The following is a 12064-nucleotide window of genomic DNA, read 5'->3' on the forward strand; positions in this document are numbered from 1 at the left end:
CGAGCTTGTCTGGGGCGCATGCATTACGCATGCGGCCATGTCCCTCGGGTAGCACCCCGCCTCAGTCATCTCTCCACACGATTCGACCTCACGGGAATTAGTACGATGAAACGCTTGGTTGTCGCTTTGCTTGCAGGCCTGACTGCGCTGTACGGACCGCTTGCGATGGCGGATGAAGTGTATGGGCAGATCGGCACCGAAGGCGCGGGGATTGGCTACGGTCATTCGCTCGGTTCGCTCGCCAACCTTCGCGCGGAATTCAACGGCGTCAGTTTCTCCCATAGCTTCAATTCGGGTGGGCTGCATTACGACGGCACGGCAACGCTCGCACATGCCGGCCTTTATGGCGACTTTTTCCCGGCTCCGACAGTCGTGCCGTTTCGCTTCACCGCCGGCCTGCTGATTGGCGGCGACAATGTGGATGCGAACGCAACCAGCATGTCGGGCACTTACACGATCAATGGTGTGGCGTATTCGACGCTCGGCGAGAGCATTCACGCGAAGGCGACGTTCCCGGCCGTGCGTCCGTACCTGGGCATCGGCTTCGGCCATTCGCCGCTCGCGACCAAGGGCTTCTCGCTGTTTGTCGATGCAGGCGTTGCCTATGGCAAGCCGCGGGTGGACTTCGACGTGCCCGCCAACATCGTCGCCGAAGCGGGTCAGGCGAACGTCGATGCCGAGAAGCAATCGCTGCAGAACACCGCGGACCGCTTGCGCTTTTATCCGATCGTGAAGGTCGGCGTCACTTACCACTTCTAACCTAACGCGCGCTTTCCGTGCGCACGTCTAACCCGCGGTTTTGAGCCGCGGTTTTGCAGCGAAGCGTCGATGCGCGGCGCCCGGTCAGATTCAGCCGGGCCGCTTCGCGATGAAATCGATTTCCACGAGCGCGTCACGCGCGAGGCCCGTGACGCCGATGCAGGTTCGCGCCGGCAATGCATCCTGTGGAAAGTAGGCGCGATAGGCCTCGTTCATCGCCGCATAATCGCGTTTGAATTCGGTCAGGAAAATGCGCGCCACCAGGACGTGTTGGAGTCCGAGGCCGAGACCTTCGAGCACGATCTTCAGGTTGTCCATCACGCGCTGCGTCTGTGCGCTGACGCCTTCGGGCAGCGGCGCGGCGTCGTCGGTGGGCGATGTGGGCATCTGTCCCGTCACGAATACCCATCCGTCGCTTTCGCTTGCATGCGAAAACGGCGCGACCGGGGTCGGCGCGTTCGGAATCATCCAGAATGTGGGGCCTTGCGTCATACCGCTTTCTCCATTCACAACGTTGACTTTGAAATAGCCGGACTCGCCGGCTACGTCGAAAGTAACTCGCCAAAATGGATGGAGCAGTGGATGACGCCGCTCGGTGCAATGTCACGCGGACGGCATTTTTCGCATGCTACGATGGTCCGCGATGCGACTGAGGGGCGAGCGAACCATGGCAACCCTATACGACAAGCTGGGTGTTCAGCCGAACGCCACCGTTGAAGAGATCAAGCGCGCGTACCGCAAGGCCGCGATGCGCTGGCATCCGGACCGCAATGCCGGTGCGGAAGAGGCGGCACGTGCCGCGTTTCAGGACATCAAGGACGCCTACGGCATCCTGTCCGATGCGGCCCAGCGTCAGGTGTACGACGCGGTGTTTGCCGAGCAGATGCGCGAATGGGAAGCACATCATCAGCGCGCGGAGCGGGAACGGGCCGAGCGTGAAGAAGCGGCCCGCGCTGCCGAACAGGCCGCCTACGCGAAGATGGTTTCGCTCGCGATGCGCTACGCGGATGAGGGTTACAACCGCGACGTGGTGTTCGGCGTGCTGTTAGGGCATCAATGCGATACAAGCCGCGCGGCACAGATTGCGGATAGCGTGCTGGCGCTGCATGCGTCGCGTCAACAGGCTAGTGTGCCTGAGGAATCTTCATCCGACGAGCCGGAGCAACCGTTTGAACATGCTGCGTCGCGAGACGCTCATGCTGCGGCCGGGCACGGCGGTACGCTCGGCGGATTGTGGTTTCAATTCCTGAACAGTCTGCGATTTTAAGCCGCGCGCTATCGTGGCGTCCGTCGAAAAAGAGCGTCGCGGCCGCGCTGGCATTGCTTATAGTAGAAGTGTGCCGGATCGGAGAAGAGACGGGTCTGCCGTCTCTTGACGTGCACATCTGACGGGGGAACGGTGCGATGACAACAGCAGCCGGTTCAGCCTACGCAATGCGAACGAGCACGCCCGCCTCGCTGCGGGAGCTCGCCAACTATCTCGAACTGGCGCTCGACGCCGGCCAGGCTGTCGTCGTCATGCGCTATGGCACGGGTCAACGTTCGGTGTATATCGGCGACCCGGAGAACTCGCTCGATGCGCTATCCAGTAGCGACGCAGTCGCGGCCCACCTCGCAGAGGAGATGCTTGCGCTCACCGAACCGGGTATGAACCGCATCACCGCTGACGGCCAGGTGTATCGCTTTACGCGAACGCATCGCTATATCGAGGACCGCCAGGCCGTGATTTTCGCGCCGGCATGAACGGGCCCATGCAGGGTTGTCGCGATTGCGCCCGCAGAAAATCAAAAAGCGAACCGAAGTTCGCTTTTTGAAATGACCGACCGCTTGCTGGCGACTAACGAAACGTTACGCGCCGGCCGATACGGTTGCCACGAATTGCTTGGCCGCCTTGGTGGCCGATTCGTACGTAGCGTTGGCTGCGGAGAAGGCCGAGTTCCATGCTGCTACTGCGCCTTCGCTGCCGGCCGGAGCATTCTTCGTGAGGCTTTCGATAAAGCCTTGGGTTTCTTTCTGGGCCTTCTGAAATTGCGCGGTGGCGGCGCTCGAGAACTCAGCTTGCGCACCCGACAGGATTTCGTGCACGTGACGGCCGTATGCAGCCGCCTTTTCCGATGCGGGTTGCGACAGGCTTGCCGACAGTGCGATCAGTTCGCTCGGATCTTTCACCGACGCGGCCTTGGTCACGATAGCTTGCGTTTCGGCGAGCGTGGCTTTGCCGACTTGCAGATTCAATGCAACCAGCTTTTCGATGCTCGCAAACGCCTGGTTCGCGAAGCCGAACAGGGTTTCGAGGCTGGCTTGCTGTGCGGCGATCAATTGTTGGGGGGTAGGCGTGCTCATCACTGCTCCAAAGGGTAAGGCGGCGAGTGCGAGGTGGCTCTGAGTAACACAAGATCCGCGCGCCGCAAGGGCTGAAGGTTTATTGCTGCAGTGCAACAAAACCCATTGTACGGGGGAATTTTGGGATGTCAACCGATTTCGGCGGGGATCGAGCTGGAGCGTCGCCTTCAGGATGCGGATCGTAGCCCTCGGCGTGCCACCGTGGCATAGTGCGACCCATTCACAGGTGATTGCGGGAAGGAGCCGGACGACTTAGATGAACAGCACCCTTGATTCTCATCAGCAGGACCAGGTTGTCCTGCTGGACGACGTGCCGAGTCCGGCCGCCGATGCTCCCGAGCCGTTTGTGGTGGCCAATGAACGGCGTGTGGTGATTGCCTACCGGATCGCCAAGGCGAACTTCGAGCGCTTCGGCCCGTTCGACGAAGACGACGATCCGTTCTGCGCGGTCGAATTTTCGATGGCCGCGTTTCATCAGTTCGGTCCGCCCAACGACGAGGGGCTTTATGCTCATCCGTTGGCGGCGCAAGGCTTACGCGGATATTCGGCGCACGAAATCGTGAACTCGACGCTGGTGGCCGATTCGTGGGGGCCGGACGCGGCGCAGGACGGCTTTCGTCACTATGTCCTCACGTTTCAGGACAGCACCTATGAGTGCGTGGCCGCGGATTGCACCGTGGTCGGCATTTACGGTAACGGCGATATTGCTGCGCGCGAAGCGTTTTCGCTGTGCAAGTGAGGCGGTAACGGCGCTTGCGAGGGCGCCGGGCGCGTGAGCTAGTATCGGAAGCCGTCAAGGCGTTGTATCGCTGTTTTTCATGACGGCCTCAACATAAGTTTGTCGCTAATGACAGACTTTAGCTTTGCCAGCAAAACACGCACCGGACACCCCACCTCTTAAACCAACCCCGTCGTGTAATACACCGCAATCACAAAGAACACCGCTAACGTCTTGATGATCGTCACGGCGAAGATGTCGCGATACGACTCGCGGTGCGTCAGCCCCGTCACGGCCAGCAACGTAATCACCGCGCCGTTGTGCGGCAGCGTATCCATCCCGCCGCTTGCCATGGCCACCACGCGGTGCAGCACTTCCATCGGGATATGCGCCGCTGTGGCCGCCTTGATAAAGGTATCCGACATGGCGGCGAGCGCGATACTCATACCGCCCGACGCCGACCCGGTGATCCCCGCCAGCGAGCTTACCGACACCGCCGCGTTAACGAGCGGATTGGGAATGCTCTTGAGCGCATCGCTCACCACCAGAAAGCCCGGCAGTGCCGCGATCACGCCACCGAAGCCATATTCCGACGCCGTATTGAGCGACGCCAGCAGCGCACCCGACACAGCAGCCTTGGTGCCGCTAGCGAAACGTTCGCGCATGCGGCGGAACGCGGTCAGCATGACCAGCACGATGCCGAGCAACAACGCACCTTCCACGGCCCAGATGCCGACCACGGTTTTGATCGCCGTCGTGACCGGCGCATGAATGCCGGGCAGCACTTCCGGCGCAACCGTGTACGACGCGCCGTACCAGTCGGGGATCAGCTTGGTCAGCGCGAAGTTTGCGACGCCCACCAGCACGAGCGGTGCGACCGCCAGCAGCGGATGTGGGAGCTGCTTCGACTCGACGCGTTCCGGCTCATTGACGAGCGACGTGCCGTAGCCTTCGCCCTTTGCCATCGCCGCGCGCCGGCGCCATTCCAGGTACGTCAGCCCGACGATGATGATGAACACCGAGCCGATCGTGCCGAGCCACGGTGCGGCCCACGAGGTGGTCTTGAAGAACGTGGTCGGGATGATGTTCTGGATCTGCGGCGTGCCCGGCAGCGAATCCATCGTGAACGAGAAGGCGCCCAGCGCGATCGCACCCGGCATCAGGCGCTTCGGAATATTGCTCTGGCGATACAGCTCGGCCGCAAACGGATACACCGCGAACACCACGACGAACAGCGACACGCCGCCGTAGGTCAGCAGCGCACACACCGCGACGATCACCGCATTGGCCCGCGAGCGTCCGATGTAGCGGATCGCAGCGGCCACGATGGACTCGGAGAAGCCTGACAGTTCGATGACCTTGCCGAACACGGCGCCGAGCATGAACACCGGAAAGTAGAGCTTCACGAAGCCGACCATCTTGTCCATGAAGATGCCGGAGAACACCGGCGCGACAGCGGCGGGGTCGGTCAGCAACACGGCCCCCAGGGCGGCAATCGGCGCGACCAGAATCACGCTGTAGCCGCGATACGCGGCAAACATCAGAAACGCCAGAGCGGCGAGGACGATAACAAAGGACATTGAGTCTCCAAAGCTTGGTTGTTCTACGTGTCCGCGCGCCCGGTGGCGCAGCGACCCGGGCCCCTGAATGCAGGTTCCGTGCCACTCGAGCCAGACCGGCCTGTTGCCTCGCTTTGGCTGCGAAGCGCCGGCGCGCGATTCGAACGATTGTACCGAATCGTCTCAATTTCGGGATGCTGGGCGTCTCAATCTCGATCGTGCGGACCGAGGCGCCTTATTTGACGGGCTTGCCGGTGATCTCCGCAATGAGATAAGCTTGTCTACAAATCGAGACAGCGATAACGATAACTGCTTTGCATGGACCCGAGTAAGCGCTAAAGCGCCAACTCGGGTCGACAGGAGACCACGACGGCATGATGAACGACTGGGCGGGACTGCCCGCCAACTACAGCGATGTACTGCGCAGGGCGATGGAATCGCTGTTTCGGACCTTCGAGAATTTCAGCGAGGGGACGTTCATTGTCGATGCCGATGCCCGCGTGGTCTGGATCAACAAACGCTACGCTGCCCGCTTTGGCTTTGCCGATCCGCAACAGGCGATCGGCCGCGATTGCGAGGCGGTGATTCCCAACAGCCTGATGCGCGAGGTCGTGAAGACCGGCAAGCCGATCCTGCTCGATATCCTCGAGACGGACCGCGAGCCGCTCGTCGTGACGCGTCTGCCGTTGAAGGACGATAGCGGCGCAACGGTCGGCGCGGTCGGCTTTGCCCTGTTCGACGAACTGAAGGCGCTGACGCCGCTCTTCTCCCACTATTCGCGGCTGCAGGAAGAACTGATCGCGACGCGCCAGTCGCTGGCGCAAGCACGGCGGGCGAAATACACCTTCGCGAGCTTTGTGGGCACCAGCGCGGCGAGTCTCGAGGTCAAGCGCCAGGGGCGCCGCGCGGCCCAGGTCGATTCGCCGGTGCTTCTGCTTGGCGAGACCGGCACCGGCAAGGAACTGCTGGCGCATGCGATCCACGGCGCGTCGGGGCGGGCCAACCAGCCGCTCGTGACGGTCAACGTGGCGGCCATTCCCGACACGCTGCTCGAAGTCGAGTTCTTCGGCGCGGCGCCCGGCGCCTACACCGGCGCCGATCGCAAAGGCCGGGTCGGCAAGTTCGAGCTGGCCAATCGCGGCACGCTGTTTCTCGACGAGGTCGGCGATATGCCGCTGCCGTTGCAGGGCAAGCTGTTGCGCGTGCTGCAGGACAACGAGTTCGAGCCGCTCGGCTCGAACCGCATCGTGCGCTCGGATGTGCGCATCATCGCGGCAACCTCGGCGGATCTGCCGGCGCTGGTGGCGGCAGGGCGTTTTCGCGCGGATCTGTTCTATCGCCTGAACGTGCTGACCATCCATGCGCCGCCTCTGCGCGAACGCATCGCGGATATCGAATCGCTGGCTTACGCGATGCTCGAAGACCTCTCGGCGCGGGTGCACGGCGGCGCTCATTTCGAACTGCAGGAAGACGCGCTGCGCTTCTTGTGTTCGCACACGTGGCCGGGCAATGTGCGTGAATTGCGCAATACGCTGGAGCGTGCGGTGATGTTGTCGGATAGCGAACGCATCGATGCCGACGCACTTGCGTCTTTCATCAGTCCGCTGCCGGCGGGTGGCCATGGGGCAAAGGGCATGGCGTTTGCGCCGGTTGGGCAGATTGCGCCGGCCGTATCGCAGGCGTCGGTTACTTCGCCCGAGGCCGTGCAGGCGTCGTGGGCCGAGGCGATGGCCGGCTTCGAGAAGCGCTTTCTGAGCGACGCGCTGCGCGCCAACGGTGGGCGCGTGATCGAGGCGGCCGCGCAGATCGGCATGGGGCGCGCCACGCTCTACAAGAAAATCGCGGCGTACGGCATCGAGGTCTGAGCAAAGGCGGCTGCCGCGTCGCGACGGCGGATGCATGGAGCGGTTTGGACAATCGATGCAGTCGGAGGTGTCATGAAACCCTGGCCTGTCGCAATCCTGCCATTCCTGCTGAGCGCGGCGCTTCATGCTCAGGAGCCCGAACTCAAGAACTGGTACAACGACCCGTTCTTCGCGCTTTCGCAAGGCTTCGCCGACTGTCCTGTGCCGCTCGGGCCGTTCATGAACCGCGCGGAAATGGAGGACGACGCGCACTACCGTGTCGAGCGCGGCACGACCTGCTGGCTGGCGCACAAGTGCACCAAGCCAAACTCGTATATGTACGACGCGGATATCGCCGGGGCGATTCGTGCCCACTTCGCCGATTCCCATGTCTTCGACGGCACGAGCGTGTGGATTACCGTGCAACGGCGCTTTGTCTACGCCGAAGGATGCGCGCCGCGCGCGTTCGATGTTCATGCGCTGCAACAACAACTCGAAGCTATTCCGGATGTCGAGCAGGTCTTCGTGCGTATCAGCGCGGATGCGCGCGGGCCGCTTCCCTACAAAACGCTTGCCGCGCCTAACCAGCCCGCAAGCGAACCCGCGAACGATCCCGCTACTCACGAGTGACGCAGTGCAGCGCGCGCGTGGCACAATCGCTGGGTCGAAGAATTAGAAAGGGATCGGGGTTCTCAATGAAACGCAGCTACACATCCTCTGTTCGAACCAGCCGCCTCATGCGTACCGCGCTTGGCGCGACCGGTCTCGCTGTGCTGGCGGCGCTCGCCGGGTGCAGCAGCAGCCCGCCGCTGTTCCTGCCGGACGGCCGTCCGACTACGCTCGTGCAATGTCCGGAAGGCTCCGATTCGTGCGCACAGCAGGCACGCGCCAATTGCAGCGGCCAGTTCGAGGTGGTGCGCCAGTCGAGCGACAACGGCACGCTCAGTCTGATCTACGCGTGTCCGGTACGGGCACAGTAGAGGCGGGCACCGCCGTTCGTGCCGGGCAAGTGCAGCGGCGGACGGATGACGATGGATCATGACGGATCAGCTCAGGCTGGCGCCAGATTGAAGGCGCCGGCCGGCGTGTCACGCCTTGGCGTTGCCTCCCCCTTACGACGATGACCTGAACCGACGCCGCGCCGAAACCGGCGGGTGGCCCACCGCGTACAAGAATCCCCCGCGCGTTGAGCGTTCAATTTCCCATCGCATCATCAGTGCGGCGCACAAAACGGTCATATTGGTCAGGGCTTAATTCGACTATGAGACCGTTTCGCGAATGTATTGCCAGACGGGAGTGATTCATTGCCCGATATTTATTTCGAGAATATGAAATAGATGGGTAGCCTCCGCCGCGTCATCTTTAATGAATTTAATTTAATCACCGGCGTTGCCTGATCGATGAACTCATGTCGTTCAGTGCGGCGGCCAACGGAAGCTCGCTGTATCTGCCTTTATCGTCATGGGTAGAGCGCTCCCGCAGTCGCGTCCATGTCAACGGGCCGACATATTGCCAATCCGTAGCGAAGAAAAGGCAGGCGAGGAAAATTTCCGGTCTACGGTGAAAGAGGCGCCGCGCGGCACGTTTCATGCTTTTGTGTTCGGTCTGATAAGAATTTCCGGGGAAAGCAATGAATCACCACCAACTCGAAAAAGACATTGAGCATCTGGAACACGTGATTACGCGGATTTCCGCCGCGGACCGCATTCCGCTATCGTATTGGCGGAGCCGGCTCAAATCGATATTGGGCGCGGCTTTGGTGCCGTCGCAGGCGAGCCGTCTCAAACGGCTCAACGACGCGCTTAGCGCGCTCGAGGCAAGAGAGAACCTGGCGCCCAGCGCGGGCAATGTGCGGTAACGTTGAGCCGACGAAGCCATAACGTTACGTATCATTCTTACCTGGCAGGCCGAAGCGACCTGCAGATTCTGCCGGGCCGTGCCGGTTGCAATGAGCGAGGTTCTCGGGGCCGAGAACCGGACGTCAGCCGATGCGCCCTCAACAACGTAGCGACGCAGGTACACTGCGCACCCAGGACGATCGATGCAGAAAGCAGGCTTTTCCGCGGCAAGACTCGCGCAATTGACGTCGGCCATGCAGGGCTATGTCGACCGGGGTGAGGTAGCCGGCGTCGTCACGCTTGCCTGGCGGCGCGGCGAAACGGCGCACTTCGAGCCGTTGGGGTGGCGCGACGACGCCGAACAGCTTCCCATGCAACGCGACACCCTGTTCCGAATCGCCTCCATGACCAAGCCGGTCACGAGCGCGGCCATCATGATGCTGATCGAACAGGACCAGCTCACGCTCGACGCACCTGTTGCGCAATGGTTGCCTGAACTGGCGGCGCCGCGCGTGCTGCGCGATCCGGCAGGGCCGCTCGATCAGACGGACGCCGTGCGCGCCCCGCTTACCGTGCTCGATCTGCTCACCCACCGCGCCGGCTTCGCATACCACTTCACCGCCACCGGGCCGCTCGCCGGGGCTTACGAGACCGTGTTCAACGGCATTGAATCGCGGGCGACGCCCGACGCCTGGCTCGCGCGGGTTGCGACGCTGCCGCTGATGTTCCAGCCGGGCACGCGCTGGCACTACGGAATTGCGACCGATATTCTCGGCGTGCTGATTCAGCGTGTGAGCGGGCTGACGCTTGGCGACTTCTTCCGCACCCGCATCTTCGAGCCGCTCGGCATGCGCGATACGGCGTTCTGGGTGCCCGAGGCGCAACTCGCCCGGCTGGCGACAGCCTACGGCATCCAGCCGGGCACGCGCCAGCGGATCGTCGAGGATCGTCCGGCGACGAGCCGCTGGGCCAATCCGAAGCGCTTTCAAGGCGGCGGTGGCGGACTGGTGTCCACTGCCGAAGACTATCTGCAGTTCGCGCGTTTGCTGCTGGGGCGTGGACGGGTTGGGCAGACACGTCTGCTCTCGCATCGCTCGGTCGATCTGATGCGCTCCAATTTCCTCAGTCGCGATCAGCGCCGGGTGCCGGCGTTCGGACATATCGTCTGGGCGGGCCAGGGCTTCGGGCTGGGCTTGTCGATTGTCGACGACCCCGCGCAGCAGTTGCCGCTCGGCTATCGGTCAACCGGCTCATTCGGTTGGCCGGGCGCATACGGCACGAGTTGGTTTGCCGATCCCGTGGAAGATCTGATTGGTCTGATGTTGATTCAGCTGCGCGCGCTCGAGCCGTTTCCGATGCCGATCGAATTCGAGCGGCGCCTTTATGACGCTATCGACGATTGACCGCATGGCTTGTTTCGGTAGCGCGAATCCGGGAATGCGTGAACGAGTGCTATCCGGCACTTTTTCGATCTGATAGGGTCACACTGCAGTTATCCAACCGACTGGAGACGACGCTTCATGGCCACTTACAAACAATTGACTGCGCAGCTCGAAAAGCTTCACAAGGAAGTCGCTGTCGCTCGTGAAAAGGAAATAGAGCTGGCGATTGCCGATATCAAGCAGAAGATTGTGGAATACGGCATCACCGCGGAGGAACTTGGCTTCTCGAGCAAACGTGCGGGGGCGAAGAAGACGCCGCTGCCGGCGAAATATCGCAACCCGAAAACCGGCGAGACCTGGAGTGGCCGCGGCCGTTCGCCGGGCTGGCTGGCAGGCAAGAATCGCGAACGCTTCCTGATCACCGATTAAGCGTTACGTACGGGACGGCGCGTCCTGCAACGACGTGCCTTCCCCCACAAGTGAAGCGGCGGCGCCGATTTTGCGCACCGCCCCACTGGTCCCGAAAACCCTCACCTTTCGTATTTACCGCGGCCGTTGGGTTCCTGCGCGACCGGGCTTTGCGCTCGCGTGACACCTCTCTCCTTGATCCCTCTTCGTTGAGCTTGCGTCGTGCGCATGCACGGGTCATGAGCGCCGTTGTGCGCGCTGACCGGCGCCTCGCGTGAAGTTGGAATCCCTTATCTGATAAGCGTTTGCGCGTTTTATGACGTCCTGTGGCTTGTCGCTCGCCTCGCTTCTGTCTGCCTCGTTTCGTCTATCGCCGCACCGTCGATTTATCCGGGAGTCCAGAATGTCCGGTGCGCGCGGCATGCTGATCCACATCACCTCAAGCGGCTGTTCGGCCGTTTTCGCCGCAGGTCCCGAAAACCCTCACCTTAACGCCGAAACCGTTGCCAACGCATCGGTGTGCCCAGGACAAACCCGGAGTTGAGTCCGTCTCATACCCCGGATCAAAAAACATCGATTCATGGTGGCGCAACTCGAATAGCACAATCCGCTCATCCACCCAACCCTTGACGGGATCAGACATGAGCGTATCGACGGAAAAGCAGTTGTATATCGGTGAAGGTTTTGAAGGCCCGGGCGTGAACCTCGCGCACATCAACGTATTGGTCGGCCCGCGCAATGGACCGGCAGGCCAGGCATTCGCCACCGCGCTGTCGACGCCGTCCGCCGGTCACGCGCCGTTCGTCGTGATCGCCCGTCCCGGCATTCCGACCAAGCCGCTCACGCTCTATGTGAACAAGGCACAGATCGAAGGCGACTTTCACGGCAACGCAACGTGGGGTGCCTCGCAAGCCGGCATCGCCAAGGCGGTCGCCGAATCGCTCGAGAATGGCACGCTGCCGCCGGAAGCGGAAAACGACTGGGTCGTCGTGTCGGCGAACTGGGTGAATCCGAAGACCGACGATCTCGATGCCGTGTTCGAGAACAACTACCGCGCGTGCAAGAACGCGATTCTCGCGGCGATGAAAGGCCTGCCGCATCGCGACGAAGTATTTGCCGCCGCGCGCGAAGTGTCGAACCCGTTCTATACGCCGAAACAACGCTAAAGCACCTATTGAAACGCCGCGGTTTGCGCGCCGTGCGAGCAGCGCAG

At 62.0% G+C, this 12064-nt stretch carries 14 protein-coding genes; 11 read left to right on the forward strand and 3 right to left on the reverse strand.

Translation table 11 applies throughout. The annotated features are described in order from the left end of the window. Positions 1-105: 105 nt before the first annotated feature. Positions 106-759, forward strand: a complete 654-nt coding sequence (locus P3T42_RS30515) for a hypothetical protein (RefSeq protein ID WP_074293964.1) — start codon at positions 106-108, stop codon at positions 757-759. A gap of 90 nt (positions 760-849) precedes the next feature. On the opposite strand, the gene P3T42_RS30520 is transcribed toward P3T42_RS30515, so the two are convergent. Then, positions 850-1251 (reverse strand): RidA family protein, encoded by a 402-nt coding sequence (locus tag P3T42_RS30520; RefSeq protein WP_074293965.1) that lies wholly within the window; start codon positions 1249-1251, stop codon positions 850-852. 175 nt (positions 1252-1426) lie between these two features. On the opposite strand from P3T42_RS30520, the gene P3T42_RS30525 reads away from it, so the two are divergent. Both P3T42_RS30525 and P3T42_RS30530 read left to right on the forward strand, forming a co-directional pair. Further along, positions 1427-2026, forward strand: a complete 600-nt coding sequence (locus P3T42_RS30525) for a J domain-containing protein (RefSeq protein WP_429308146.1) — start codon at positions 1427-1429, stop codon at positions 2024-2026. Positions 2027-2163: 137 nt separating this feature from the next. Next, entirely contained in the window at positions 2164-2502 is a 339-nt protein-coding gene (locus tag P3T42_RS30530; RefSeq protein ID WP_429308147.1) for a hypothetical protein, read from the forward strand. Between the two features lie 105 nt (positions 2503-2607). Here P3T42_RS30530 and phaP read toward each other — a convergent pair whose 3' ends face one another. Next, positions 2608-3102 carry a TIGR01841 family phasin gene (gene phaP / locus P3T42_RS30535; protein ID WP_429308148.1) on the reverse strand — a complete coding sequence of 165 codons (495 nt, stop codon included), beginning with the start codon at positions 3100-3102 and terminating at the stop codon, positions 2608-2610. 256 nt (positions 3103-3358) lie between these two features. On the opposite strand from phaP, the gene P3T42_RS30540 reads away from it, so the two are divergent. Continuing rightward, positions 3359-3841 carry a hypothetical protein gene (locus P3T42_RS30540; RefSeq protein WP_074293969.1) on the forward strand — a complete coding sequence of 161 codons (483 nt, stop codon included), beginning with the start codon at positions 3359-3361 and terminating at the stop codon, positions 3839-3841. Between the two features lie 158 nt (positions 3842-3999). Here the strand turns inward: P3T42_RS30540 and P3T42_RS30545 are convergent, their stop codons facing one another. After that, positions 4000-5400 carry a GntP family permease gene (locus P3T42_RS30545; RefSeq protein WP_074293970.1) on the reverse strand — a complete coding sequence of 467 codons (1401 nt, stop codon included), beginning with the start codon at positions 5398-5400 and terminating at the stop codon, positions 4000-4002. Positions 5401-5753: 353 nt separating this feature from the next. On the opposite strand from P3T42_RS30545, the gene P3T42_RS30550 reads away from it, so the two are divergent. The 7 genes from P3T42_RS30550 (at position 5754) to fae (ending at position 12017) form a co-directional block, all read left to right on the forward strand. Continuing rightward, positions 5754-7244, forward strand: a complete 1491-nt coding sequence (locus P3T42_RS30550; RefSeq protein WP_429308149.1) for a sigma-54 interaction domain-containing protein — start codon at positions 5754-5756, stop codon at positions 7242-7244. Between the two features lie 72 nt (positions 7245-7316). Continuing rightward, positions 7317-7853: a BON domain-containing protein gene (locus P3T42_RS30555; RefSeq protein ID WP_429308150.1), complete on the forward strand. Its 537-nt coding sequence runs from the start codon at positions 7317-7319 to the stop codon at positions 7851-7853. Between the two features lie 107 nt (positions 7854-7960). After that, on the forward strand, positions 7961-8203 hold the full coding sequence (locus P3T42_RS30560) for a hypothetical protein (RefSeq protein WP_171991575.1): 243 nt from the start codon (positions 7961-7963) through the stop codon (positions 8201-8203). A 650-nt stretch (positions 8204-8853) separates the two neighbouring features. Beyond that, positions 8854-9081: a hypothetical protein gene (locus P3T42_RS30565; protein WP_074293974.1), complete on the forward strand. Its 228-nt coding sequence runs from the start codon at positions 8854-8856 to the stop codon at positions 9079-9081. Positions 9082-9264: 183 nt separating this feature from the next. Next, complete coding sequence (locus P3T42_RS30570; RefSeq protein ID WP_429308151.1) at positions 9265-10464, forward strand: serine hydrolase domain-containing protein; 1200 nt, start codon at positions 9265-9267, stop codon at positions 10462-10464. A 117-nt stretch (positions 10465-10581) separates the two neighbouring features. After that, positions 10582-10872, forward strand: a complete 291-nt coding sequence (locus P3T42_RS30575) for an H-NS family nucleoid-associated regulatory protein (protein ID WP_074293976.1) — start codon at positions 10582-10584, stop codon at positions 10870-10872. A gap of 620 nt (positions 10873-11492) precedes the next feature. After that, positions 11493-12017 carry a formaldehyde-activating enzyme gene (gene fae / locus P3T42_RS30580; protein WP_074293977.1) on the forward strand — a complete coding sequence of 175 codons (525 nt, stop codon included), beginning with the start codon at positions 11493-11495 and terminating at the stop codon, positions 12015-12017. The last annotated feature ends 47 nt before the right edge of the window (positions 12018-12064 follow it).

Source organism: Paraburkholderia sp. GAS38 (assembly GCF_050434965.1).
Classification (GTDB): Bacteria; Pseudomonadota; Gammaproteobacteria; order Burkholderiales; family Burkholderiaceae; genus Paraburkholderia; species Paraburkholderia phenazinium_A.

Coding starts and splice junctions, on each gene's coding strand:
- P3T42_RS30515 (WP_074293964.1), top strand. CDS start 106: ATGAAACGCTTGGTTGTCGCTTTGCTTGCAGGCCTGACTGCGCTGTAC.
- P3T42_RS30520 (WP_074293965.1), bottom strand. CDS start 1,251: ATGACGCAAGGCCCCACATTCTGGATGATTCCGAACGCGCCGACCCCG.
- P3T42_RS30525 (WP_429308146.1), top strand. CDS start 1,427: ATGGCAACCCTATACGACAAGCTGGGTGTTCAGCCGAACGCCACCGTT.
- P3T42_RS30530 (WP_429308147.1), top strand. CDS start 2,164: ATGACAACAGCAGCCGGTTCAGCCTACGCAATGCGAACGAGCACGCCC.
- phaP (WP_429308148.1), bottom strand. CDS start 3,102: ATGAGCACGCCTACCCCCCAACAATTGATCGCCGCACAGCAAGCCAGC.
- P3T42_RS30540 (WP_074293969.1), top strand. CDS start 3,359: ATGAACAGCACCCTTGATTCTCATCAGCAGGACCAGGTTGTCCTGCTG.
- P3T42_RS30545 (WP_074293970.1), bottom strand. CDS start 5,400: ATGTCCTTTGTTATCGTCCTCGCCGCTCTGGCGTTTCTGATGTTTGCC.
- P3T42_RS30550 (WP_429308149.1), top strand. CDS start 5,754: ATGATGAACGACTGGGCGGGACTGCCCGCCAACTACAGCGATGTACTG.
- P3T42_RS30555 (WP_429308150.1), top strand. CDS start 7,317: ATGAAACCCTGGCCTGTCGCAATCCTGCCATTCCTGCTGAGCGCGGCG.
- P3T42_RS30560 (WP_171991575.1), top strand. CDS start 7,961: ATGCGTACCGCGCTTGGCGCGACCGGTCTCGCTGTGCTGGCGGCGCTC.
- P3T42_RS30565 (WP_074293974.1), top strand. CDS start 8,854: ATGAATCACCACCAACTCGAAAAAGACATTGAGCATCTGGAACACGTG.
- P3T42_RS30570 (WP_429308151.1), top strand. CDS start 9,265: ATGCAGAAAGCAGGCTTTTCCGCGGCAAGACTCGCGCAATTGACGTCG.
- P3T42_RS30575 (WP_074293976.1), top strand. CDS start 10,582: ATGGCCACTTACAAACAATTGACTGCGCAGCTCGAAAAGCTTCACAAG.
- fae (WP_074293977.1), top strand. CDS start 11,493: ATGAGCGTATCGACGGAAAAGCAGTTGTATATCGGTGAAGGTTTTGAA.